19 protein-coding genes are annotated in these 24,480 nt (G+C 65.7%); 1 reads left to right on the top strand and 18 read right to left on the bottom strand.

Annotated features, from left to right (window positions below; genetic code table 11):
• The 8 genes from FJW10_RS14330 to FJW10_RS14295 form a co-directional block, all read right to left on the bottom strand.
• Positions 1-1,190: amidohydrolase family protein (locus FJW10_RS14330; protein WP_140900589.1), on the bottom strand; the 1,190-nt coding region annotated here is incomplete at its 3' end.
• A gap of 449 nt (positions 1,191-1,639) precedes the next feature.
• On the bottom strand, positions 1,640-2,095 hold the full coding sequence (locus FJW10_RS14325) for a GFA family protein (RefSeq protein WP_140900588.1): 456 nt from the start codon (positions 2,093-2,095) through the stop codon (positions 1,640-1,642).
• A gap of 59 nt (positions 2,096-2,154) precedes the next feature.
• Complete coding sequence (locus tag FJW10_RS14320) at positions 2,155-2,706, bottom strand: isochorismatase family protein (RefSeq protein ID WP_140900587.1); 552 nt, start codon at positions 2,704-2,706, stop codon at positions 2,155-2,157.
• Positions 2,707-2,966: 260 nt separating this feature from the next.
• Entirely contained in the window at positions 2,967-4,970 is a 2,004-nt protein-coding gene (locus tag FJW10_RS14315; protein WP_140900586.1) for an amidase, read from the bottom strand.
• Between the two features lie 127 nt (positions 4,971-5,097).
• Entirely contained in the window at positions 5,098-7,347 is a 2,250-nt protein-coding gene (locus FJW10_RS14310; RefSeq protein WP_140900585.1) for a molybdopterin cofactor-binding domain-containing protein, read from the bottom strand.
• The gene (locus tag FJW10_RS14305; protein WP_140900584.1) at positions 7,347-7,853 is read right to left on the bottom strand and encodes a (2Fe-2S)-binding protein; all 507 of its coding nucleotides are present in this window, start codon (positions 7,851-7,853) and stop codon (positions 7,347-7,349) included. Before FJW10_RS14305 ends, FJW10_RS14310 begins: the two co-directional genes overlap by 1 nt.
• A complete protein-coding gene (locus FJW10_RS14300; RefSeq protein WP_246674263.1) occupies positions 7,853-9,145 on the bottom strand; it encodes a cytochrome c in 1,293 nt (430 codons plus the stop codon). The genes FJW10_RS14305 and FJW10_RS14300 overlap by 1 nt, the downstream gene beginning before the upstream one ends.
• A 236-nt stretch (positions 9,146-9,381) precedes the next feature.
• Entirely contained in the window at positions 9,382-10,932 is a 1,551-nt protein-coding gene (locus FJW10_RS14295; protein ID WP_140900582.1) for a WD40 repeat domain-containing protein, read from the bottom strand.
• Between the two features lie 710 nt (positions 10,933-11,642).
• Here FJW10_RS14295 and FJW10_RS14280 point away from each other — a divergent pair.
• Positions 11,643-11,756: a putative RiPP precursor gene (locus FJW10_RS14280; protein ID WP_140831840.1), complete on the top strand. Its 114-nt coding sequence runs from the start codon at positions 11,643-11,645 to the stop codon at positions 11,754-11,756.
• A 101-nt stretch (positions 11,757-11,857) separates the two neighbouring features.
• Here the strand turns inward: FJW10_RS14280 and FJW10_RS14275 are convergent, their stop codons facing one another.
• From FJW10_RS14275 to FJW10_RS14225, 10 genes are all read right to left on the bottom strand, one after another.
• Positions 11,858-13,039 (bottom strand): hypothetical protein, encoded by a 1,182-nt coding sequence (locus FJW10_RS14275; RefSeq protein WP_140900581.1) that lies wholly within the window; start codon positions 13,037-13,039, stop codon positions 11,858-11,860.
• A 428-nt stretch (positions 13,040-13,467) separates the two neighbouring features.
• Positions 13,468-14,241: an exodeoxyribonuclease III gene (gene xth, locus FJW10_RS14265; RefSeq protein ID WP_140900580.1), complete on the bottom strand. Its 774-nt coding sequence runs from the start codon at positions 14,239-14,241 to the stop codon at positions 13,468-13,470.
• Between the two features lie 173 nt (positions 14,242-14,414).
• Positions 14,415-15,068 carry an alpha/beta fold hydrolase gene (locus tag FJW10_RS14260; RefSeq protein WP_140900579.1) on the bottom strand — a complete coding sequence of 218 codons (654 nt, stop codon included), beginning with the start codon at positions 15,066-15,068 and terminating at the stop codon, positions 14,415-14,417.
• 192 nt (positions 15,069-15,260) lie between these two features.
• Entirely contained in the window at positions 15,261-16,388 is a 1,128-nt protein-coding gene (locus FJW10_RS14255) for a tetratricopeptide repeat protein (RefSeq protein WP_246674259.1), read from the bottom strand.
• On the bottom strand, positions 16,385-17,296 hold the full coding sequence (locus FJW10_RS14250) for a Ku protein (protein ID WP_140900578.1): 912 nt from the start codon (positions 17,294-17,296) through the stop codon (positions 16,385-16,387). The genes FJW10_RS14255 and FJW10_RS14250 overlap by 4 nt, the downstream gene beginning before the upstream one ends.
• Before the next feature lie 400 nt (positions 17,297-17,696).
• On the bottom strand, positions 17,697-20,186 hold the full coding sequence (gene ligD / locus FJW10_RS14245; protein ID WP_140900577.1) for a DNA ligase D: 2,490 nt from the start codon (positions 20,184-20,186) through the stop codon (positions 17,697-17,699).
• A 79-nt stretch (positions 20,187-20,265) separates the two neighbouring features.
• Positions 20,266-20,490, bottom strand: a complete 225-nt coding sequence (locus tag FJW10_RS14240; RefSeq protein ID WP_140785038.1) for a hypothetical protein — start codon at positions 20,488-20,490, stop codon at positions 20,266-20,268.
• A 95-nt stretch (positions 20,491-20,585) separates the two neighbouring features.
• Positions 20,586-21,794 (bottom strand): GNAT family N-acetyltransferase, encoded by a 1,209-nt coding sequence (locus FJW10_RS14235; RefSeq protein WP_246674258.1) that lies wholly within the window; start codon positions 21,792-21,794, stop codon positions 20,586-20,588.
• 30 nt (positions 21,795-21,824) lie between these two features.
• Complete coding sequence (locus tag FJW10_RS14230) at positions 21,825-23,132, bottom strand: hypothetical protein (RefSeq protein WP_140831828.1); 1,308 nt, start codon at positions 23,130-23,132, stop codon at positions 21,825-21,827.
• The gene (locus FJW10_RS14225) at positions 23,129-24,313 is read right to left on the bottom strand and encodes a glycosyltransferase family 4 protein (protein ID WP_140900575.1); all 1,185 of its coding nucleotides are present in this window, start codon (positions 24,311-24,313) and stop codon (positions 23,129-23,131) included. Before FJW10_RS14225 ends, FJW10_RS14230 begins: the two co-directional genes overlap by 4 nt.
• Positions 24,314-24,480 lie beyond the last annotated feature (167 nt).

Here is a 24,480-nt window from a genome sequence, read left to right as displayed (position 1 = left end):
CCCCGCGCCACTTCCCCGCCCGCGCGATAGACGGTGCGCTCCCTCGGCACCGCCACCACCGCTTCCGGGACATGCTCTGCCTTCAGCGCGACGAAATCCGCCTTGGCGCCGACGGCGATGCTGTAGCCCTCGAGCCCGAGCGCCTTGGCGCCGGCATGGCTCACCACGTCGTAAGCGGCTTCCAGTTCCCAGTCCTCGTAGAAGCCGGAGCGGTAGCCGATCATGTTGGCGCGGTTGAGCATGTCGCCATCGCCATAGGGCCACCAGGAATCGCGGATGTTGTCGGAGCCGGCGAAGACCGTAACGCCCGCCTTGCGCAGCGCGGCCACCGGCGGGAAAGGATGATCGCCGGGCGCGTTGGTCATGATGGCGACGCCGGCGGCGGCGATCCGCTCGCCGACTCCGGCCAACGCATCGGCGGAGATGTCGCCCAGCCCGTAGGCGTGGCTGACGGCGACTTTTCCCTGCATGCCCAGTGCCGCGGTCCGGGCGACTATTTCCTCGATCTCGAACAGGCCAAGCGTGCCGCGGTCATGCAGGTGGATGTCGACGCCGGCGCCGTGCTTTCCGGCAAGGCCGAAGACGACATCGAGATGGCCTTTCACATCGCGGTCGAAGCTTGCCGGGTCGAGCCCGCCGATCAGGTCGCAGCCGAGCTTGAGCGCCTCGTCGAGCAGCTCCGCGGTGCCTGGCGAGGACAGAATGCCGCTCTGCGGGAAGGCGACGAGCTGGATGTCGATCAGGTCGCGGTATTTCTCCCGCACGCCAAGGATCGTCTCGACATGCTTCAGCCCGACCGCGGCGTCGACCATGACATGGCTGCGCATGGTAAGGCTGCCATTGCCGACGCAGAGCTCCAGCTGGCTTTTCGCGCGCTCTTCCATCGGCGCGGCCTGCTCGAGATTGCGCATCTGGAAGGCGACCCGCTCGCGCACGTCAAAACCATTGGTGCAGGGAATGTGCGGGCGCCAGGCATCGCCATAGAAGGAGGTGTCGAGATGGATATGACCCTCGACGAAAGCGGGCAGCACGAGCTGACCCGCGAGATCGATGGCGCCAGCCGGCGGCGGCGTCGCATTGGCTGCAGGCACGATGGCGCTGAAACGGCCGCCGGCGACGGCGAGATCAGCGACCATGCCATCGGCAAGCCTGGCGTTGAGAAAATGAATCTGGTCCACGATGCAATCCATTGAAAAGGAAGCCTCAGTCGTCGCCGGTCGGGCGGACCAGGTCAATGCGGATCGAGGGAGAAAGTGTTTCCCTTGTGGGAGAAGGCGGATCGGCGCGCAGCGCCGAGACGGCTACTGGGAGGAATGAGGCGTCGATGAGGGCCGCACGGCCACGGCTGAGCGAGTGGTATCGCCAAGCTGGAACACCCCTCATCCGTCCGAGCTTCGCTCGGCCACCTTCTCCCACAAAGGGGAGAAGGGAAGAGCCCGCCATATACCGTTTTCGCGGAAGTTTCAGCGGGCGGCAAATGTGCCATGATGCAGTCTGCGGTATGAGGCCGCCGTGGTCGACGCGGACGCCCAAGCACATCCCCAACAATGCGCCCCCAACGGCCGCGTCGACCATGAACGGAAATGGCAACGGCGACCTTGCCCTAGGTCGCCGCTTTTTTGGCCGGCCCCGCTTTTGGTCAGCGTTGCGTGCCGGCGTATTCGGCGACCAGCGGCTCATATTCTTCGAAGGACGGCAGCGCTTCGTAGCTGTGCGCGGCCGATGTCGTGGCCCAGGGCAATTTCTCACTGGTCCAGGTCTCGATGAATGGCGTGAACCAGGCATGCTCGTCGAGCATCGTCGGGCGCAGGTTGACGAACCAGTCGATCCCCTCTGGTCGCGTGAACATCCAGGTCATGCAGTAGCCGCAGAAATAGTGCTTCGACGTGCCGTGCAGGCCGCCGACCACAGGCTCGCCCTTGGTCACCTCGAAGCCTTCCGAGGGGATCGCCGCGCTCAGCGAATAGGCGCTGGACGACATCGACTGGCAGCCGGTGCAATGGCAGGCCATGGTGAGCAGCGGCTTTGCCGAAATCTTAAGGCGCACGCGGCCGCAGCGGCAGCCGCCTTCGGCGGGGAGAGTGAGGGTGGGCAAAAATAGCTCCTTGAGTTGGGGGGCTTCTCTTCTCCCTTGTGGGAGAAGGAAGAATGCGCTCAGCCTTCCGTCAGCTCTGCCGTGGTCGCCATCCGCACGCCCTGCCCCTCGAAGGCCTCGTTGTGGCGGGCGATGATGTCGGGCGCCTTTTCCTTTTCGCTGTCCAGCGTCGAATGCGCGTCGGAAACCACGGTGACGCCGAGGCCTTCGGCAAAGGCTCCCTTCACTGTGGCGGCGACGCAGAAATCGGTCTGGGCGCCGATGAGCACGACGTTCTTCGCGCCCTGCCCCGCTACCCATGCTGCTAGGTCAGGGTTGGAGAAGGCGTTGCCGACGCTTTTGCCAAAGGTCGGTTCGTCGGCGGCCTGGCCGAGCAGCGGCCATACCGGCCACCCGGAAGCGCCCGGCGCCAGCGGATCGCCGGGCGGTCCGTCATGGCGGATGAAGGCCACCTTGCGGCCCGTGTGCCGCGCCCAGTCAATCAGCCTGCGGGCGCGCTCAGCGATCGTGTCGGCGTCGTGGATCGGGGGATCGAAACGGCCGTCGAACATGCCGGTCTGCAGGTCGATGACGATCAGCGGCGCGGCGGCGGAGGGGGCGGTAGCTGGCATGGCGCGAAGATAGCGTGGGTGAGGGATGGGTCAAGGAGGAGGCAGAGCCGGAACCGTAGCTACCGGCAGGAACCATCATACATCGGCCCTTCAGCGCCTCCGCCAGCGCGTCGCGGAAGACCGCGATCGAGCATTGCCTGGGCCTGGGGCGGCTGGAACGCGGTGTGGGCCACGGGCGCGGTGTTCGGGTTGGTGGCGCTGGTGGTGGATTGGACCGGGTAGCACGATCTTCGCTTCTCCGCTTGCGGGGGGAAGGGAAGCTACCCAATCCCACCTGTCACCGTATATGCCCCGCCGACGCGCCCATCCGGCGACCTCACAATGGCCGTGACGATCGAACCATAGGAACCGCGCCAGACGCTATGGAAGCCTTGATGGGTCGTGGCCGGTACGATCACGCGACCGGTGAATCGGTTACCGCTGCCTTGCAGGGAAACCGGCTCACCGTTGACGTGGACTTTCACCACCGCCGCGTCGCCGGTCTCCAGCGCGATCGCGATCTCATCGGTGGCGCCGGAGCGCGTCGTCTCAGCCGTAAGCGCCAGCGTGAGGTGGGCATCACCAACACGACTTGCCGCGCCCCTGCCCTCGAACACATCGTCGGCAAGCGCCGGCGTGCGCGGCGGAACGGTGCGCCGCCTGGTGGCCCGCTCATAGTCGCCGGCGATGGTCAGCAAAGCCACGTCGTCATAGGCCCTGCCGGCGAAGGTGAGGCCGACCGGCATGCCGATATCGGCCATCGTTCCCATCGGCACCGTCACGGTCGGGATGCCGAGATGGCGCCAGACCAGATTGCCGTTGGCGACCCAGGTGCCGTTGCGCCAGGCGAGCATGGCCGAGGCCTCGTCGACATCGGCATCGGCCGGGCCGACATCGGCGACCGCCGGCAGCACCACGGCATCGAGGCGGTTGGCATCGAGCCAGTCCTCGAAATCGATACGGCGCGTTGCCTCCAGGCCTTTCAGTCCCGCCTCGATGGCGGGAATGTCCGCCAGCGGCGCCACGCCCTGCTTCGCCCGCTCGACATATTGCGCCAGATCGAAATCGGCATCGCCATAGCGGTCGCGCAACGCGCCCGGCGGCTGCGGGAAGATCTTTGCGCCGTCGACCGAAGCGAGATCGGGGATCGCAGGATCGGCATTGGCGCGCAGGAAATCGTCCCAGGACCAGATGGACAGGTCCCAGATCTCGCGCTCGGCGAATTCAGCCGGCACCAGCCCGCGATCGACCATGGTACGCGCGCCAGGGCGGTCGCGCTCGTAATTGGAGACGACGGGGAAATCGACCTCGACCACCTCGGCCCCGAGCGCTTCCAGATCGCGCGCCGCCTGACGCCACAGATCCAGCACCGAGGCGCGGGTCTCGATCGGGCGGTCGGCGCCTTCGTCCTTGCCGACATACATTTTCGGCACGCCGAGCCGTTTGCCCTTCAGCGCGCCTTGCAGCGGGAGCGCGGCGTAGCTCGCCGGCCGCAGCGCCGATGCTTTCGGGATCTGAACCCAGGGCTGCACGCGCCAGAAATCGCCACGCGTCTCGGCATCGTCGGCGACGATGACATCGAGCAGTTCCAAGAGGTCGGGAACGGTCCGCGTGTGCGGCACCACCACATCCATGGTCGGCACGAGAGGCCAGTTGCCGCGCGCCGAGATCCCGCCGCGCGAGGGCGTGTAGGCCACCAGCGCGTTGTTGGAAGCCGGCGCCCGGCCGGACGACCAGGTTTCCTCGCCGAGCCCGAAGACCGCAAAGGACGCGGCGGTCGCCGTCCCCGAGCCGTTGGACGAGCCGGAAGCGAAGGCAGCGGTGAGAAAGTCCTTGTTGTACGGGCTCTCGGCGCGGCCATAGACGCCGCGCTGCATGCCGCCATTGGCCATAGGCGGCATGTTGGTGAGGCCGATCAATACCGCGCCGGCGGCGCGCAGCCTGGCGATGGTGAAGGCGTCCTCGTTCGCCGTGAGATGCTGGAAGGCCGGCGAGCCGGCCGCTACCGTCAGCCCCTTGGCCTTGTAGCTGTCCTTGGCAGTGTAAGGGATGCCGTCGAGCGAGCCGAGGGTTTTGCCCTCGCGACGGCGGCGGTCCGAAGCTTCCGCCTCCTCGAACATGTTCGGGTTGAGGATGGGGACCGCGTTGAGCGCGATGCCGTGGCGGTCGAAATGCGCAATGCGGTTGAGATAGGCACCGACCAGTTCGACGCTGGTGACAGTGCCATCTTCCAGCCCGCGGCGCAGGTTGGCGATCGAGGCTTCGACGAGGTGGAGGTTGAGCATGATGGGCGGGACGCTGACTGCTAGGTTTGTCTATCCACCTAGGATGACGGCGCGCGCGTGACTTGTACAGTGAACTCCCCCTGTCCCCTTCGGCGACATCTTCCTCGAGGACGGGAGATCAAGCGCCCTAAACCCCCAGCACGTCCTTCACCCTCTCTCGCGTGTAAGGCACATCGTATATGCGCTTGCCGGTCGCATTCCGGAATGCGTTGGCGATGGCGCCGGCGGTAGGGCCTTGGGCGGCTTCGGCGACGCCGAGATAAGGCGTGCCGGGGTTATCGACGACCTGCACCTCGATGCTGTCGGGCACCGCGCTGAAGCGCAGGATCGGATAGGTCGACCAGTCCGGACTCAAGATGCGCGTTCGATCGAAATGCACGGCCTCGTAAAGAGTCCAGCTCATCGACTGCAATATGCCGCCTTCGGTCTGGTTGATAATCGAATCCGGGGCGACGGCCTCGCCGCAATCGACCGCCGCGACGACGCGCGACACCTTGATCGCGCCGCTGTCGCTGTCGACATCGGCCTCCAGCGCGATGGCAAGATAAGCGGCGTGGTTCTTGTATTTGGCGAAGGCAAAGCCTCTGCCCCGGCCCTCCGGCAGGGGTATCTTCGACCAGCCGAACTTTTCGGCCGCCACCTCGATCACCTTTTTGGCGCGCGGGTCCTTCAGGTGGCGCAGGCGGTATTCGACCGGATCGGCGTTCGCCGCCAGCGCCAGTTCGTCCATGAAGCTTTCGATGGAGAAGACGTTGCAATAGGCCCCCAAGCCGCGCAGCGCGGACACGCGCACCGGCATGTCGGCGACGAAGTGCCAGTTCACGCGCTGGTTGGGCACGTCATAGAGCGGGATCGCGTTGCGGTCGCCATTGCCGAGCGGAGAGATTTGCAGCTCGGCGGGATCGGGCGGGAAATGCCGTTCCATCAGCCTGCCGGCGATCAGCGATCCGGCGGAACCCGGCCGCGTGCCATGGTTGTTGCTCCACAGGTCGTAGTGCCAGTTCACGATGTTGCCGTTCTGGTCGAGCGTGGCACTCGCCCTGGTCAGCATCGCCGGTCCGTATGGCTCCCATAGATGCTCCTGGTCGCGCATCCATTGCACGCGCACCGGCTTGCCCGGCACTTTCTGCGCGACCAGCGCGGCGTCGGCCGCCGCATCGTCGGCGCCGTTGTGGCCGTAGCAGCCCGAGCCCTCGGTGTGGATGCAGCGCACCTTCTCCTGCGGCACGCCGAGCATCTGGGCGATCGCCTTGCGATCGGGATAGACGCCTTGCGTATGCGTCCAGACCGTCGTCAGGCCATTGTCGAGCATGGCCACCGCGCTCGATGGACCGATAGAGCCGTGCATCTGGTAGGCGCGCGTGAATTGCGCCTGGAGCGTCCTGGCGCCCGGCGCGCTGTCGGCGCCGACGGAGGTCACCGTGCCGACTTTCGACACGGCCTTTTCCAGGAAAGCCGAAATATCGTTCGGGTCGGGAAGCGCGGGCTGCTCCTGCCACTTCGCGACGGCGGCCATGGCGCGCATGGCCTTCACGGCCTGGAACTCCTGCTCGGCGACCACGGCCAGGAAATCGCCGTCGCGCACCACGGCGATCACGCCAGGCATCGCCTTGACCGCGACATCGGCGAAGTCGGTGAGCTTCGCGCCGTAGCTCGGCGGCCGCACGACGCGGGCATGAACCATGCCCGGCGGGCGCATGTCCTGGACATAGGCCTCGCCGCCGGTGACCTTGTCCGGGATGTCGACCCGCGCGAAAGGCTTGCCGATCGCGCGATAGGCTGCCGGCGGCTTGAGCCTGGTATCCGCCGCCGCATCGACATGAAGGAAATCGGCCGAGACCAGTTCGCCATAACCGGCCTTGGCGCCGTTCGGGCCGACGACCGCTCCCGCCTCAGCCTTCAGCGCCTCGACCGGCGCGCCGAGCTTTTCGCTGGCCTTGGCGATCAGGATCTGCCGCGCCTGCGCCGAGGCATAGCGGATGGCGGTGCCTGAATTCTGGATCGTCTGGCTGCCGGCGGTGTAGCCTTCATTCGGCGTCAGCGCGGTGTCGGCGGTGATCAGTTTGATCGCTGCCGGCTCGACCTCCAGCTCCTCGGCGGCAACCTGGCGCAGCGACGTCTTGGTGCCTTGGCCAAGCTCGGCCTTGCCGGTGAAGACGGTGATCGAACCGTCGGCGTCGATGCGGATCCAGGCGTCGAGCGAGGGCGTGTCAGCCAGACTGCCGGGCAATTCGGGTTTCGCCGTCTGGGCGCCCGGCGCGCTCGGTACCTCGCCCTGCTGCGCCTTGGCCGGAATGGCGAAGGATACGACCAGCGCGCCGGCTCCCGCCAGGAAGCCGCGGCGGGTGACATCGGGAAGCAGGTTCGGTGCGTTCATCATCCCCTCCCGGTGGCGGCTGCCGGCGCCATGTTGCCGGCGGACTTGCCCTGCATCAGGTCGCGGGCGCGGGCCACGGCCCGAAGGATGCGCATATGCGTGCCGCAGCGACAGAGATTGGGCTCCAGCGCCTGCCTGATGTCGACGTCGGCGGCATCGGGCTTTGCCTCGAGCAGCGCCTGCGCCCGCATCATCATGCCGGCGATGCAATAGCCGCATTGCGCCGCCTGTTGTTCGATGAAAGCTTTTTGCATCGGTCCGGGATCGTCGATGGTGCCAAGGCCCTCGACCGTCTTGATCGCGCGCCCCTCGACCAGCATGGCAGGCGTCAGGCAGGAAAAGACCGCCTTGCCGTCGACCATCACCGTGCAGGCGCCGCACTGGCCGAGGCCGCAGCCGAACTTGGCGCCGTTGAGCTTCAGATCGTTGCGCAGCACATAGAGCAGCGGCGTCGCCGGATCGACGTCGACGTCATGTGACGTGCCGTTGACGTTGAGCTTGACCATTAGTCCTTGGCTCCCACATTGTCCGGGCTGCGCTCGATGCCGTCCGAAGGCCGGACGCTGACCCGGTATTTGCCGCTCCTGGTGTCGGCGGTCTTCGCTTTCGCGTCCGCCCATGCCGGCTTCTGGGCATAGGCCTCGCGCAGATAGCCGAGCAGGTCCGCCACCTGATCGTCGGTCAGCGTCGCGGCGAAGCCCGGCATGATCGGGCTCTCCCGGCCGCTCGCCGCCGGCAGGCCAAAGAGCACGACGTTGATTGCATTTTGCGGCTCGCGCGCGGCGATCGTGCTGGAGAGATGGAAATCGATGCCGCCGAAAGGCTGCGGGCGGCTGCCGTCATGGCAGGTGGCGCAGGCCGCCTGGTAGATCGCGCCGCCGCGGCTTGTCGGACTGCCGGTGGTGGCGCTGGCCGGTATCGGCGTGCCACCCTGGTCGGCCGAAAGCTTCTTGCGGATGTCCTCGGCTGCCGCCGCGCGCTCCGGCGTCGGCTCGCCCATCCGCGAGATCAGGTAAGTGGCGACGGCGCTGATATCGGTATCGGGAAGCCGGCCGAGATTGCCGGTGACCTCCGCCATCGGTCCATTGGCCACGCCGTGATCGGCGTGCCAGCCTTGGCGCAGATAAGCAAAGAGGCTGTCATGCGTCCACGGGATCGGCGCCGAGGACGATGCATCGAGCGCGAAGGCATCCCAGCCCTCCGCTTCGCCGCCTGCCAGATGCGCGCCTTTCCGCTCGGCGCCCAGGGCGTTGCGCGGCGTGTGGCAAGCGCCGCAATGGCCAAGCCCTTCGACGAGATAGGCGCCGCGGTTCCACTCGGCTCTCTGCGCGGCATTCTCGCGATAGGCGCCCTTGTTGAAGAAGAGCAGCTTCCAGCCGGTCAGCACGAAGCGCAGGTTGAGCGGGAACGGCAGCTCATTGGCGGGAGGCCGGTTCTCAACGGCGTGCCGCGTCATCAGATAGGCGTAGAGCGCCTGGTTGTCCTCGTCGGAGACCAGCGTGAAATGGTCGAACGGGAAGGCCGGATAAAGGTGATCGCCGTCGCGCTCGACGCCTTCCCGCATCGCCCGGCTGAAGGCAGCTTCCGACCAGCGGCCGATACCGGTCTCGGGATCCGGCGTGATGTTGGTGGAATAGATGGTGCCGAATGGCGTCGGCACCGCCAGCCCGCCGGCGAAGGACTTTCCGCCGGGCTTGGTATGGCAGGCCGTGCAGTTGCCGACCGAAGCGAGCAGCGCCCCCTTCTCGATCAGCGCCTGGTCGAAGGAGGCGCGCTGCGGCGGTTCGATCGGATCGATCGCCGGCTTCCAGCCATAGGCGGCAAAGCCCCCCAGGCAGACGACAATGAGAATGAGAACGCCGATCCAGAAGCGTTTCAAGGAGGTACTCCTTGCGTGAGGCGGGCGGGCACGCGTCGCAGGCGTGGCGCCATGCGAGGAGAACTAGGTTCGAGCCGCGGGGCGTCAATGTCAGCCGATCTCCCTCCTTTGTGGGGGAGATCGGCTATCACGCGGGCTTTCGCCAATCGGCAACGCTATTCCGGCGCCCCCGCGAACAGCACCTTGCCATCGCCTCCCGCGGCCGGCCAGTCGCGGATGGTGCGGTCGATGCCTCCGGTCAAAAGCGTGCCGTCGGCGGCGAAGGCGACCGAATACATGGGACCGGTGCCGGGATCGAACTCGGCGATCTCGGCGCCGGTGTCCAAGTTCCAGATACGCGCCGTGCCGTCGAGCGAGACGGAGCCGAGCCGCCTGCCGTCGGCCGACAGGGCCAGCGCGTAGACCGTGCCGGAATGGCCCTCGAAACGTCGCACTTCCTTGAAGCTGTCGAGGTCCCAGAGTTTTATCGTGTAGTCGCCGCTGCCGGTCACCGCGTGGTGACCGTCGGCCAGGAAGACCGCGCCATAGGCGCCGCGGTCGTGGCCGTGCCAGCCGCGCAGTTGCTTGCCCGAAACGATATCCCAGAGCTTCAGCTCGCCGTCGATGCTGCCCGTGAGCGCCCTGGTGCCGTCGGGCGAGATGGCGACGGAGCTCACCGACCAGTCGTGGCCCGGCAGCACGTGCAGCACCGCCCCCTTCCCCAGGTCCCAAACCACGACGGAACCGGTGTCGTGACCGCTGACGGCGCGCGTGCCGTCCGGGCTGATCTTCAGTTGCCTGACGCCGCCGTTCGCCCCTGAGGAGAAGACGTGCAGCGCCGCGCCGTCGGACAGCTGCCGCAGCACGATCTCGCCGTCGTCGCCGGCGGTCAGCGCGGTCTTGCCGTCGGGCATGAAAAGCGCGGTGCGTGCCATGTCCTTGTGCTGACCAAGATCGCGGATCAGCCGCTTGCCATCGACGTCCCAGAGCTTGATCATGCGGTCGGTGCTGGCGCTCAAGATCTCGCGGCCGTCGGCAGACACCGCCAGCCAGACGACGGCGTCGCGGTGGCCTTCCAGCGCGGTCGGCTGGGCCGGAGGTGCCGGCGGAGGCGGCGCCTCCGTCTGCGGCGGCGTTGCGGGCGCGAGTGCCGTCTGCTCGGTTGGCTGAACAGGCTGTGCCGGTTGGGCAGGCCGCGGCGCGGACTCGGCCGGCGGCGCGGGTTTCGCGACTTCTTCCTGCGTGGGTGCGGGCGCGGTTGGCTTTGCGCTCGCCTCCGGCGTGGTTGGTTTTGTGCTCGCCTCCGGCTCGGGCTTCGGCTCGGATGGCCGAGGCGCCGGCGCCGCCGGCGCGGTGGCGACTTCCTTCGCCGGTTCGCCGCCCGGCCGCTGCGTCCGCCACGGGCCGAACTGGTCGGCGACGATGACAAGCAGCGCCAAAAACGGCAAAGCGAGTGCCGCGCGGCGCAGCCGCGGATGGCCGGCCGGCGCGATCTCGGCGTCACGGCCGAACAAGGGGGCGGCCGGATCGTGCCTGGCGGCGCCCGGCAGCAGGCCGGCGAGGAAAAGCAGCCCGGCAAGAACCGACAGCACGCCGGCCACGCCGAAGATTTCCAAGCGCGCCATCGCCAGCGGCTTGGCACCCAGCGTCGGATAGAGCTTGGCGAAACAGGCAATGCCGACGATCAGCATCGCCAGCGCCAGCAGCCTGTCGGTCGATCTTTTCATCCACCCCCCGGTCCTCCCGCCTGAATGCGGAAGGCGCATCAGCCATCCTAGCCGAGCTTTCCTGCCAGGCTAAGTGCAAGACATCACACGAGGAAAGATTAATCTGCCTCGGCCTCCAGGCGCGTTCTTCCGCCCAGCGACTGCCCGGCTTTTCAACTTTACTCGACCGGGGGACCAATATCCCGCCGACTAGCTTGAGGCGTTGAGGTCTTTCTCTTCGTTGAACGCCGGTCGCGTGAGCAGAAAGCCACACTCCCCAAGAATAAAGAACTCAACCACTCGCTTTGGTTGACAGGAAACGCTCTTATGACATTATCCGGCGGGGATTTTCAGGAGAGCCATTAGCATGAAGAAGATTTACGAGAAGCCTATCTTCGTCCGCAAAGGCAAGCTTTCGACAGTCACGGCATTGAACAGCCCTTCCAACCCCCTCCCGGGTTGACCATCGGGAATAGCGATCGTTGGGCCCGTCTGGGAAGCAGCTATAGGCGCTGCTCAGGTTGGCGCGAGCGTTTGGAGAGGTTTTTCATGAAGAAGGTCTACGAGAAGCCCAGCCTCATCCGGAAGGGCAGGCTTTCGGCAGTTACGGCGAACGCTCCGGTTTCGACGGACTGATCGGCCTACGATCGAACACGCCTGCATGCAGGCGTGGCATGTTGGACCGACAACTTGTCGGCCGGTTGTTTTGGGTGAATCGAGGACTTCGGAACATGAAGAAAGTCTATGAGAAGCCAACCTTCGCCAGAAAGGGCAAGCTTTCGGCCATCACCGCACTCAACGGCGCCGGTTCAGGTCCCATCAATGGAACCGGGCCGGTGATCTGACCGGTTCTCCCCGCGCTTCTTGATAATACGCGACGGCCGACGCCGGCAATCTCGACTTGACGATCGCACAACTTGATCAGCATCGAGCAATTTCGGCGACTTCAGCGCACCAGCACCAAACCGTCCAGCACAGCTTGCCAATAGTGCTTCGTGGAAATGCGCACGCGCGTCACCGCCTTCAGCATCGGTGCGTAGTGGACCGGAGCCAACGCCGAGAGCGCGATCTCGTCGCTGGCGACCAGTTCGTCATCGAGCCAGCTTTCGACCAATGCGATCTCGCCTTCCGAAGCCAGCCATGCGGCGGTGAGCATAATCGAATGAAAGCCGAAGGGCGTCGTGCCGGCAAACTCCGCCGGGTGGCCGCTGCTGGTATAGGCAACGCGGCCGCGTGAGAGATTGCCGTTGAGATAGCCCTCGCTGTCATTGACGTACTGGCTCGTCAGGGCGTTCAGGTTGCGCCAATCGAGACCGGCATAACCACAGGGAATTTTCTGAAAAGGCAGGGTGGTGACAGCGTTGAAGTCGACCGTTTCGAGGGCCGCATCGGCTGCGATCGCGTCCGATCGCAAAAGTCCGAGATCGGCCGGATAGGGCGTAAGCGCCAGGCGACGATCGAGACCCGATCCAGAGATCGTCAGCGTGTCGGCGTCGGAGGAGAGACCGACAAGGAAGTCGCCGGGCAGTAGCGCTCTGGTTTCCAGGACCCTGCCCTTGCCGATGACCTGAAGCGCCGCTTCGGTCGCTGTCCTGCCGCGAATGAAACGTCCTGGCGAGAGACCGACCGCCTTCGGCAAGTCCTCGCCGGCGAGACCTGACGGCGCGCCGGGCATGGTGCCGAGGTGGAGCGACTGATCCTCATTGCCGGTGCTCACGCGCCAGCCTTTCGGCACCGAGACCGAAAACCGGTAGGTTCCGGGCGCGCGCAGGACGGCCCGATGTTTCTTCGCCGACATGACGAAATTGGCGAAGCCGCCATTGTTGGTTCGCACCGCCGCGAGGAACGCGCCCTTTTCGTCATAGGCCCTTACCACAATGCCGGCGATCGGCCGGTCGGCCTGCCCGAACTTGCCGTCGCGGTCGACATCCATGAAGACGAAGGACGAATAGTTGAGCGCTCCGCGGCTACCGCCCCAGCCAGCTCGCGGCGCATAGTCGCCCGCCGGATTGGAGTTGCCGCGCGCCCTGCGGCGCTTGCGGCGCCAGCGCAGCACGATCGCGACGAGGGCTACAGCGCCGGCAAGGACGAGGGCCGAGAGGAGGGCGACGAGGATGGTATCAGCCATTGCGAGGCGGCAACGGCTGGAGACACGTGTTCAAGACCACGAGCATGAAATTTTATCCCCTCCAACTCTTCAGCAGATTAGCGTTGGACATCAACACCGCAAGTCGTTGCTGTGGAAGGCGCATGATTGAGACGCCGGCGGGAACGCCAGCGCTATCGGAACTATTGGACCACGGTTTTACCAGCAGAAGGCTTCCCCAGGTGTCGACGGGCCGCTCTGGTCGAATGCTTGACAGAATCCACTCACTTGAGATCATTTACTGGAGTATTGGAGGGCAACCCATGAAGAAGACTTACGAGAAGCCGGTTTTGATCCGTAGAGGCAAGCTTTCCGCGATTGTGGCGGGCTCGCCTCCGCCCGCTCCGCCCCCGTGATCGGCATCCAGGATTTGATTCTCAACGATCCTCGCTACGGCGGGGATTTTTTTCTCACCCCAACTCCACCCAAACCGGCGCATGATCGCTGGGATTGTCGCCTCCCCGTACCTCGCGGTCGATGCCCGCCCCTTTCAGTTTTCGAGCGAGCTTCTTCGACAGCAATATGTGGTCGAGCCGCAGGCCCGCGTCGCGCGGCCAGCGGTTCCGTCGATAATCCCAGAAGGTGTAGAGTTTTTCTTGCCTGGGAAAAACCTTGCGCAGGGCGTCGGTCCAGCCCTGCTCGATCAGCGCGACAAAGGCGGCACGGCTTTCGGGCTGCACCAGCGCGTTGTCGTCATAAGAGCGGGTGGCATATATGTCGCGCGGCTCGGGCACGATGTTGAAGTCGCCGGCCAGCGCCACCGGCAGGCCAGTGTCGAGCAGTTGCTCCGCATGCGCCGCGAAGCGCTCGTGCCAGGCGAGCTTGTAGTCGAATTTCGGCCCCGGCCGCGGGTTGCCGTTGGGGGCATAGAGGCAGGCGATGACGACGCCGTCGACCGCCGCCTCGATGTAGCGGGCCTGGCGGTCGGCATCGTCGCCGGGCAGCGCATCGCGTGTCAGCACAGGCTCGGCGCCGCGCGCGAGGATCGCCACGCCGTTCCAGGTCGGCTCGCCCTTCCACACCGCGCCATAGCCGGCTTTGGCCAGGCGGGTCAGCGGGAATTGGGTGTCGCGCGCCTTCAACTCCTGCAGGCAGACGACGTCGGGTTTAGCGCGCGCGAGCCAAGCCAGGAGATTCTCCAGCCTGCTGTTGATGTTGTTGACGTTGAAGGTGGCGAGTTTCATTTTTGAATGCCGAAGGCGCCTCTCGCCTCGTCATCCTCGGGCTTGACCCGAGGATCCATTCCGTTACGTTCGCCGTGGAGCGCGGCGGAGCAAAATCCTGAACCGTTGCAACGCTTTAACGTCACGGCATGGATCCTAGGGTCTGCGCGCGTCGCTTCGCTCCTTGCTTCGCCCTAGGATGACGACCGATGTGGACGTTCCGCCCACGCCTTTGTCGTCTCCGCCACCGTCTTCAGGTGATCCCCCGTCGAAAAACCCGAGATCGCCTTGCGCGGCTTGAGATCATGATCGCCGTCTTCCAGCCAAACCACCTCGATGGCCGGGGAAAGCCCATAGGTCGCGACCTCGTCCTTCGTGCCGAACTCATCGCGCGTGCCCTGGAAGATCAGCGTCGGCGTCTTCAGGTCGATCAGATGCTTCGTGCGCAACTGCTCCGGCTTGCCCGGCGGATGGAACGGATACCCAAGACAAGCCAGCCCGGCGATCTCGCCCTTGGCGAACATCTCGTCGGCGACCATCGAAGCGACTCGGCCGCCCATCGACTTGCCGCCGATGATCAGCTTGCCGGTCACGCCCTTGGCGCGCAGGTCGAGGATCGCCTTCACATATTCCGGGTTCACCGTCTCGGCGCGCGGCGGCGGCTTGCGATGGCCGTAGCGGCGCGCCGCCATGTAGTGAAATTCGAAGCGCGCGACCTGAAAACCGGCCGCTGCGAGCGCCTTGGCGGTGGCGGTCATCGAAGGCGAATCCATTGACGCGCCGGCGCCATGGGCGAGAAGGATGGTGACGGGGGCGATGTCATCGCCGTCGAAGAGGAAAGAGGTCATGGGGTGTGCTTTCGGGAAGGGCCGCGTTCCTTCACACCCCCCTTTGCCCTGCCGGGCATCTCCCCCGCAAGGAGGGAGATCAGCCGTCGCGTCGGCTTTCGCCAACCGCTAGCGGGGAAGGAAAGGCGCGGCGCATGAACTGCTAATCTCCCTCCTTGCGGGGGAGATGTCCGGCAGCACAGAGGGGGGTGCTCAAGCGCGAACATCTCGCTCACCTGCTATATGCAGATCGACGAACTGGATGCCTTTCTGCGCAGTTCGCGCCCATTCAGACTCTGCGTCCAACTCCAGGTACCGTACCCAGAGCCGCCGCGCTTCCGCCAGATTGCCCGCGTCGAACTCCAGCCGCGCCAGGTTGAACACCGGGTCGGCGTAAGTTTTGTCGAGCGCCATCGCCTTCTGCAAATGCCGCCGCGCCGAGGCAACCTTGCCCTCGTCGCTCATCAGCCCGGCAAGATTGAACCAGGCTTCGACGAAGCCCGGATCGAGTTTTATGGTGCGGGCATAATCATGCGCCGCCTCGGCAATCCGGCCGGCGCCGCGCAGGCAATTGGCGCGGTTGAAGGCGGCGATTGCATCCTTGGGATCGATCGCCAGGCAGCGCTGGTAAAGGACCGCGGCATCGTCGTGGCGGCCCCCCTCTTCCGCCATCTCCGCCTCGGCAAAGAGTTCCTCCAGCGTATCGTCTTCCGGGCTGCCGAGGTCGAACAGCAATTGGCCGTCGAGCTCGCTTCGGCCTTCGTCGAGATAGATCGCGTCGGGCCGGCCATGCTGCGAGCCGAGGTTGAGCGACTTGGCGGTGAGCGAGGCGACCGGGCCGGAGCGGTGGACAGAGCGCGCAATGGCGCCCCAGGACGCACCGCTGGCGATCAGCCCGGCATATTTTCTAGCCAGGATCAGGTCGCGGAAGGAATAAGGCTCGGCGTCATGCTCGAAGGCGTCGAACAGCGACAACATGTCGAGATCGTCGCCGGATAGCCGCGACTGATCGATCAGCGATTGCCTGGAGAGCGAGGACGCTTCGGGCGCCCTCATCAGCCCAAGCAGGCGCAGGAAACCGTTCTCGCTGACCAGGGCGCGGCCGGCTTCGCGCTCTGCCTTCGCGCGGCGCTCGATCTCGACGTCGCCGGCTTTCGTCGCCTTGGCGAGAAGCGCGCGGCCGAAGACGACATGAGTGGTGCGCCGGGTGACGCCGCGCCTGAGTTCCGCATGGCGCCGCTCGACCTCGCGGGCGGCGAGCCTGAGCGGAAAGGCGGCCAGCGCGCCGATGACGCCGAAGACGGTGCCGGGAACGATCACTGGCCCTGCATTTCCCGTCACTTCTTGCTCTTGCCGACGGCCTTCAACAGGTTCGCCTTCAGCGGGTTCTCAGGCGCGGCGCCGCCGGCTGCCGCCTTCCTGGCGGGTTTTGCGGGTGCTTCCTCGGCCTTGCTCTTCGACTTGGCCGGGGGCTTCGCCTGCTGCGACAGGCTCGCTTTCAGCGCATCCATCAGGTTGATGACATTGCCGCGCTCGGGCGCCGCCGCGATGATCGGCTTGTGCCCTTTGAGCTTCTCGCGGATCATCGCCATCAGCGCCACCTCGTAGCGATCCTCGTAATTCTTCGGATCGAAGTGGGTTTCCTTCTGCTTGATCAGGGCCTCGGCCAGCTGCAGCATTTCCGCGTCGGGCTTGGCATCCGGGATGTTGCCGAAATATTCAGTGGTGCCGCGCACTTCGTTGGGGTTCCTCAACGTGCAGACGAACATGCCGTTCTCGCGCGCGCCTATCGTCACCACGCGCTCGCGGCTGGAAAGCACCAGGCGGGCGATGGCGACCTTGCCGGACTTGCGCATGGCCTCGCGCAGCACCGCGAAGGTTTCCTCGGCCATGGCGCCGTCGGGCGCCAGGTAATAGGGCGCATCCTGGTAGATGACGTCGACTTCGCCTTCGTCGACGAAGGCCTCGATGTTCATCGTGTGATTGGATTCGATCCGGACCGCATCGAGGTCGGCGTCGTCGATGATGATGTACTGCTTGTCCTCATATTCGTAGCCGCGCACCAAATCCGAGCGCTCGACGAGGCCGAGTTCGGGATCGACCGGCTTCATGTTGATGCGGTTGTGGGTCTTCTTGTGCAACTGGTTGAACGAGATGCGCTCGCTCGCGCTGGTGGCCGGATAGAGCCGGACCGGACAGCTGACGAGACTGAGCTTGAGGTAACCTTTCCAACTTGCCCTGGGCGCCATGATGAACTCCTACGCGGCCATGCACTGACACTATGTTGGAGCATGGTCTTGTCCAAAAACCGGTTCCCGCCTTTTTGGGACCATGCTCGTTGCAGCGCTTCGTCCGTAGGACGATTGGGGCTGCGGAAATCCTACACCGACCCCTGATTGTACTGCCGAATTCCTGACGAAGTGTTTTCTGGGGCGGGTTGGCGTGAGAATAGTTCAAATTGTAGAAAGCGTCGATGCCTGGCGCTTTTCCTCGCCCCGCGAATGTGGGGAGAGGTGGCCGCGCAGCGGCCGGAGAGGGGGCAGCGCCGGCGTATGTTGTTAAGCGCCAGAGACATTCAGCTTCGCGCCACTCCCCCTCTCCGTCTCGGCTTCGCCGATCCACCTCTCCCCCCTCTCGCGGGGCGAGGAACTAGCGCTCGAACACCGGCAAATCCCTGGCCGCCTCATCGATCTTCGCCCAGGGATCGCCGGACGTCTCCAGCAGCCCCGGCAGCGAGGCGTAGTTCAGGTCCTCCGGCGCGTCGATCGTCTCCAGGTCGGTCCAGCTTACCGGCGTCGAGGCCGGCAGGTTGGTGCGGGCACGCAGCGAATAAGGCGCGGCGGACGTATGGCCGCGGGCGTTGCGGTGGAAGTCGATGAAGATGCGCTTCTTGCGGTTTTCCTTGCCCATCGTGGTGGTGAAGGTGTCAGGCGCGCTCGCGGCCAGCAAAGTCGAAATGGCGCTGCTCACCTGGTGCAGTTTCCTCCAGTTCTGCTTTCTGGTCACCGGCACGGTTATGTGGATGCCCTTGCCGCCGGAGGTCTTGGCGAATGGCACTAGGCCGAGGCTCTCCAGCCCGCCCTTGATGTGGACCGCCGCCTCCACCACCTCGCGCCAGGAAATCCCCTCGCCCGGATCGAGGTCGAAGACGATCTGGTCGGGCTTGTCGAGTTTTGTGCGATGCGTGCCCCAGGTGTGGAACTCGACGACGCCGAATTGTGCCAGCGCCAGATAGCCCTTGGCGTCCTCGACTGAGAGGTAGGTTTTCGTCTCGCCTTCCGAATTGGTGCTCTCGAACACCGCCACCGAAGGCGGCATGCCGGTGAAGGCGTGGCGCTGGAAGAAGCAATCTTGCGGCCGCCCTGTCGGGCAGCGCACCAGCGACACCGGACGGCCAGTGATGTGCGGCAGCATGAAATCGCCGACCAGCGCGTAATAGACGGCGATATCGAGCTTCGTCGGCCCGGTCTTGCCGAACAGTCGGCGCTCCGGATTGGTGACCCAGATCGTGGCGAGGTCGGATTCGGCGATCAGGCGCTTGCGCTTGACAGCAATAGGGGTGGTCAGCCCGCCGACATCGCGCAGACCGCGGAAGACGCCGTGGCGGATCGCATTGTCGGCGGTGCGGTTCGAATAGCGGATGCGGGCCGACAGCAGCGGCTTCACCCAGTGCATCTCGCGCATGATCTCGCGCGGCGCGCCTTCGGGGGGACTGGCGCCGGCGGTCAGCCGTTCCAGCCGGGCGAGCAGCTCCCGCGCCATCTCGCTGTCGAAGCCGGTGCCTACCTTGCCGCGATAGTGCAATTCGCCCTCGACGAACTCCGCCATGCCGAGCGCCGCCAGACCTTCCGCACGGTCGGAGACGGTGTAGCCGGCGATGACGAAATCGTCCGTCTTCTGCGCTTTCACCTTGGTCCAGCTTTTGGTGCGGCCGCTCTGGTAGATGGCGTCGGCGCGCTTGGAGACGACGCCTTCCAGACCAAGGTCAGAGGCCTGGTCGTAGAGCCCCTGCCCGTCGCCCTCGACATGGTCGCTGTACTGGATGGCGGCGTTGGCGGCGTGGCCTGCGAGCAGTTCGGCGAGCAAGGCCTTGCGCTTTTTGAGTGGGGCCTTGCGCAGGTCCCAGCCGTCGAGGTGAAGCAGGTCGAAAGCGTAGAAATGCAGCTTGGAGCCGGCGCCTTCGGCCAGCGCGTCCTGCAGCAGCGCGAAGCGCGAGATGCCCTTATCGTCGAGCACCATGATCTCGCCGTCGATGATCGCCTGTTGGACCGGCAGGCGCGAAAAAGCCTGCGGAAGATCGCCATAGCGCTTGGTCCAGTCGATGCCCGCGCGGGTCATCAATCTCACCGTTCCATCGACCACATGCGCTATCGTGCGGTAGCCGTCGAACTTGAGCTCGTGCAGCCAGAGCTCGCCGGTGCGCCCGGCGGGATCATCCCCGCCCGGCGGTTTCGGCACCTGCGTGGCGAGCTGCGGCTCGACGCGGCTTGGCGGGTCGCCTCTCACAGCGCCGGGCAGCGCGCCGGGCTTCAACGAACCGGCTTTCGGCGGCAAGCGCGGCGGTTTCTTCACGGCGACCAGTTCCTCGATGCGCCGTCCCGATTTCACGCTTTCCGGCCGCGCTTCGAGGATGTCGAGCTTGGGATCGGCAGCAAGATCGCGCTCCTTGAAGAGCAGCCAGTTTTTCTTGTTCTCATCCTCGCCGGGCTTGGGCTTCAGCCGCGTCAGCATCCAGCCGCCATTGAGCTTCTCGCCGGCAAGGCGGAACTTGAAAGCGCCGGTCTTGAGGCTCTTCGCGACATCTTCCATCGGCGCCCAGGTGCCGGTGTCCCAGACGATCATCGGGCCGCCGCCATATTCGCCTTCGGGGATGACGCCCTCGAAGTCGATATATTCGATCGGATGGTCCTCGGTCTCGACGGCGAGACGCTTGTCGGCCGGGTTGAGCGAAGGACCGCGCGGGACGGCCCAGCTTTTGAGCACGCCGCCGACTTCCAGGCGCAGGTCATAGTGGTCGGCTGTGGCGTGGTGCTTATGGAGGACGAAGCGGTTGCCCTCTCCGCCCGCGAGGCTGCCCGCCGGCTCGGGCGTGCGGGAGAATTCGCGCTTGGCGCGGTAGGGTTTGAGGTTGGCGGCCATGGGTCAGGCGCTGAAGGGCGGAATGGAATGCGCCGAAGGCCGAGTTCCCGCCAACCTTGCCGTCGTCATGTGCGGGTGCTCAATCGTCAATCGCCGGCGTCAGTTCCAGCTCGGCCGGCGTCAGCCCTTGCCGCAATTGGCTCAGCCGGAACTCGTCGACCCAGTAGGCCTCGCCGTCGACCAGCACGCGGGCGCTGTAGGAACCGCCGGAAAAACGCTGCGCGGTGACGTAAACTTTGTGGCGGTCGAGCGCGGTCTTCACCGCGGCGCGGCGGGACTTTTCTCTGGCGACCGGACTGACCATGGCCTCACTCGAACACGCCGCCGCTGGAGATGCGGCTGACCATAAGCATGGCGGAGAGCTCAATATGAGTCAATTTGCCGGGCGCAGGCGGCCGTTCACCGCGGCGCCCGCAGTCGCCGCCAGCGCTGCATGAACTCCTGCGCGACCTTGAACAGGCGCGGGTTGTCGCGCACGAAAGCCACGCCCCGGCCGCGGTATTTGATGGCCTCGCTCGCCGCCACGCCCTTCAGTGTGATGCCGTAGCAAAGTTCGGACAGAACCGACTTCACCGCGCCCATATGTTCCTTGTAGCTCTGGTTGCCGACCGACAGGTCGAAATAGTCGAAGCCGGCGCCGCGCCCCCATCGGATCAGCTCGCCCATGATGCAAAGCCCGGGCGAAACATTGGGCACCGCACCCTGATCGATCGCGATCAGAAGCGCATGCAAGGTGCCCAGATGGCCCGCCAGGTACTGGACCGCGACCACGACGTCGCCGGCGCGCAGGCCGAAAATCCGCACCGAGCCGTCCGTCAGGCCGCGATGCGCGGCGTCGCGGTAGAAATCGACCACCGGCGGCTGCGCGAGCAGATCGAAGCGGCCGAGCTCGCGAAAACGGCTGAGCCGCATCTCGACCAGCTTGCCGAAGATGGAGTCCACCAGGGCCGGCGTGTCGGCCTCGACCAGGGCCAGGCCGCCATTGCGATCGAGCCGGCGCAAGTCCTTGTTGAGCGCCTTGACGAAGGACGGTCGGCAGATGCGCTTGACGACGGTTTCGGCGTCGCCGTCCATGGCGATGCCGTAGTGCGAGTGGATGGAATCGCGCGCCGGCGCAAGCAGCGCCAGGGGATTGGCGACGCCGCCGACCTCCTTCGGGATACCGACGATGTGGATGCGGTCGGCCGGCGGCAGCACGGAAAGCACTGCCGTCCAGGCAGCCTCGGCGGATTGCCTGGTCCAGGGCGTCGCGTCGGCGAGCAAAGGCGCGGAATAGTCGCACACTCCGCAGCTCAGCCACTCGATCACCCAGTGGTGGAATGCGCGGCGCCGCATCAGCGGCACAAGCATCCTCGGTTCACCCGTGCCGGCGTCCCTCACCTCGACGATGGCGAGGTCGGCGTTTTGCGGCATGAGCCCTTCGACGATCCCTTCGGCCCAGGCGAAATGCTGGTGGCCGGTGCACACGCCCTCTGTCTCGAGACGCAGCCAGAGCGGTTTGACCGCTTCGAGGCTGGTGTGCAGTTGCGCCACGTAAGCGCCGCTGGCGGCGCCCGCGGCGTGCGGTGCGGCCTCGTCGTCGGCCAAGCCGGTCGTCATTGCGGCCATCGGCATTGCCTGGCTTACCACATCATTCTCCTATCGTCTCTGCACTGCCAGCGTGGCCGCGCGGCGCCAGGCGCCGAACACGCTGGGACGCTGCTCGTTCGGGTGCTTGGAGTTCCACATACGGTGAGCAGCGAAATACCATGAGGCCACGAGCACGAAGGTCTCGGAGACCGCGGCGCCCGCCAGCGACCATGTCGACGGCGCGATGGCCAGCAGAGTCCCGATCGTCGCCAGCCCGACGATCGCGCCGGCCATGGTGATGAAGGCGACGATGCGGAAATCGCCGAGGATCTCGAGGACCACGCGCGGCATGATATAGGCCATGATCGGTACATAGTTGGCGATGGCGAAAAGCCCGATCAGCCCGACCGAGGCATGCTGCAGGGCCTGGGATTTGATCATCGGCAAGATGAACAGGATGCCGCAACCATAGGCCAGGCTGCCAAGCCCCATGACGAGCGCCCAGATCTTGGCCTGCGTCCACACGCGGTCGAACTCCTTGTTGCGCACAAGCTTTGCGAGTTCCGGCTGTGTCATGTTCGAGAAGGCAAGGCTGGAGATGCGCAGCGGCGCAAACAGCACCAGCACCGCCGCCAGCGGCGCGTAAGCCGCGGGTCCGGCGATGCCGGCGACCAGCAGGGCCAGGCATTGCCCCTGGATGTTGGTGGTGGTGGCGCTGAACCCCGACCAGCAAAGCTGCGGCCAGAGCCTTGCATAGCGCCGCAAGGTCGGGGCGCGGAAGGAGATACGCAGCCTGCGGCGCGCCAGCCTGACCAGCACGGCGATGCCGACCAAATTGGCCGCGGCAAGCGCGTAGAAGGTGGCCTGAAGCGCGTCCGCGAAGAACCAGATCGCCGCTCCTGCGAGCACTATGCCCGCGATCGTGAACACGGCGTCGCTGATGGAGACGACGAGCTGCATGCGGCGCGCGAAGAAGGCGGTGCGCATATGACTGCGCAGCGACCAGGCCCCGACGAAGCAGGCGGCGCCGATGCCGCTCGGGTCGCCCAGGAAGCTCATCAGCAGCCCGGTGCCCAATCCCATCAGCAGCGCCACCACCAGCGCCGCCGATCCGAAGGTCACGTCGTAGGCGTCGACGCCGGCGCTGTTGGCGCTTTTGCTCATCCATACTGTGGCGGGAACGGCGGTGAGCGAGCGGATATAGGACAAGCCGACGCCGCCCATCACCATGGCCAGTGCGAAGAGCCCGTAACCTTCGGCCGACAAAAGATGCAGCAGCGCGATGTTGAGGGCGAAATGGAAGCCGCTCTGCATCGCCTCGCCGCCGATCATCAGCATGAGGCGCCGCACCAGATGGGCCGGGAAGGTGAACTTCACGGGCTCGTCTCCGCCTCGCGGGCGACACGCGCCCGCCCCTGCCACGGCGGCGTCGCCTTAAGCTTGTCGGCCGCGATCGCCACGATCGCGGCGGCGGCGATCGGCTCGCTGAAGACCGCCTCGTAGCGCGCGCGACCGGCGGCGGCGAAGTCGCGCCACAGATCGGGCCGCAGGATGATCTCGCCGAGCTTGCCGGCAAGGGCGGCCGCGTTGCCCGGCGGCACATGCCAGCCGGTCTCGCCATCGGCCACCACTTCCACCAGCCCGCCGATCGCCGACACCAGCGGCGGCCGTCCCCAGCCCATCGCCTCGATGGCGACGCGGCCGAGCGATTCCGGGCGGCGCGACGGCACCGCGACGATGTCGGCCCAGCGATAATGGTCGGCGGGGTCGGAGACGAAGGGCAGCACCTCGACATGCCCGGTCAGCCCCAAGCGCCCGACCAGGTCAGCCAACGCCTGCTCGCGTTCGACGCTTTCGAAGGCGCCGCCGACAAGGCGGACCTGGACGCGATCATGCAATTCGGTGGGGAGCGAGGCGACGGCATCAAGCAGCACCTCCTGCCCCTTGATACGGTTGACGCGGCCAAGCAGCAGGACCTTGAGCGGGCGGCTGCCATCATAGGTCATCGGCAGGGCCGCGGCGGGACCGGCAACGCCGTTGTAGACGACATGCGTGCGCCGCCCCTTGGCATCGAGGGCCGGCGGATCGCCGAAGGTGGCGCGCGTTGCGCGCGAGTTGAAGATGATATCCGCTTTGCTCCAGCGCATCAGCGCGACAAGCACCTTGCGCAGGACGCCCTCGGGGATTTCGTGGATATGCAGCAGCGCCTTGCGCGGCAGAAGCCGCGCGGCCAGCGCATAGTCGGCGATGATCGAGGTGTTGATATAGGTCAGCTCATTGTCGCGCATGCGCCGCCAGGCGCGCCAGAGCGCCGCCGGCAGCCGCGCCATCTCAACGGTGGCGAGCTTGAGCATCGCCTGGCGCCGGAGCACCCAGAGCGGTTCGAACACGATGCGGCTGGCATGCGGCTTGAGGATATCGACGATCGGCCCCTCGCGCGGCAGCACGACCTCGATCTCGGCGGCCGGAAACGCGGCGCGCAGCGCAGCCACGCTCTCCGCGAAGCTGCGGTCCGAACCATAGAGCTCGTAGCCCTGATGAACACAGGCTATGCGCATTGCTATCTTTCCACCTTGCACCCCGGGGTCCGCTCAGCACCGGACCCTTCAAGCGCGGAAGGAACTTCATGCCAAATCCGCACGCCGCTCTACCCAGCGGTGGCCACTTCAGGCCTGGGAGCAAGGATCATGCCGGGTCCCGAATGCCCGGTTGCGATCCAGGAACC

Origin of the sequence: Mesorhizobium sp. B4-1-1 (assembly GCF_006439375.1) — a bacterium.
Taxonomy (GTDB): domain Bacteria; phylum Pseudomonadota; class Alphaproteobacteria; order Rhizobiales; family Rhizobiaceae; genus Mesorhizobium.
Note: the sequence above shows the minus strand (reverse complement) of the source record. Positions and strands in the feature narration are given on the sequence as shown.

Coding starts and splice junctions, on each gene's coding strand:
- FJW10_RS14310 (WP_140900585.1), bottom strand. CDS start 7,347: ATGAACGCACCGAACCTGCTTCCCGATGTCACCCGCCGCGGCTTCCTG.
- FJW10_RS14305 (WP_140900584.1), bottom strand. CDS start 7,853: ATGGTCAAGCTCAACGTCAACGGCACGTCACATGACGTCGACGTCGAT.
- FJW10_RS14225 (WP_140900575.1), bottom strand. CDS start 24,313: ATGCGCATAGCCTGTGTTCATCAGGGCTACGAGCTCTATGGTTCGGAC.
- FJW10_RS14275 (WP_140900581.1), bottom strand. CDS start 13,039: ATGGCTGATACCATCCTCGTCGCCCTCCTCTCGGCCCTCGTCCTTGCC.
- FJW10_RS14280 (WP_140831840.1), top strand. CDS start 11,643: ATGAAGAAAGTCTATGAGAAGCCAACCTTCGCCAGAAAGGGCAAGCTT.
- FJW10_RS14250 (WP_140900578.1), bottom strand. CDS start 17,296: ATGGCGCCCAGGGCAAGTTGGAAAGGTTACCTCAAGCTCAGTCTCGTC.
- FJW10_RS14315 (WP_140900586.1), bottom strand. CDS start 4,970: ATGCTCAACCTCCACCTCGTCGAAGCCTCGATCGCCAACCTGCGCCGC.
- FJW10_RS14295 (WP_140900582.1), bottom strand. CDS start 10,932: ATGAAAAGATCGACCGACAGGCTGCTGGCGCTGGCGATGCTGATCGTC.
- FJW10_RS14240 (WP_140785038.1), bottom strand. CDS start 20,490: ATGGTCAGTCCGGTCGCCAGAGAAAAGTCCCGCCGCGCCGCGGTGAAG.
- xth (WP_140900580.1), bottom strand. CDS start 14,241: ATGAAACTCGCCACCTTCAACGTCAACAACATCAACAGCAGGCTGGAG.
- ligD (WP_140900577.1), bottom strand. CDS start 20,186: ATGGCCGCCAACCTCAAACCCTACCGCGCCAAGCGCGAATTCTCCCGC.
- FJW10_RS14260 (WP_140900579.1), bottom strand. CDS start 15,068: ATGACCTCTTTCCTCTTCGACGGCGATGACATCGCCCCCGTCACCATC.
- FJW10_RS14235 (WP_246674258.1), bottom strand. CDS start 21,794: ATGGCCGCAATGACGACCGGCTTGGCCGACGACGAGGCCGCACCGCAC.
- FJW10_RS14320 (WP_140900587.1), bottom strand. CDS start 2,706: ATGCCAGCTACCGCCCCCTCCGCCGCCGCGCCGCTGATCGTCATCGAC.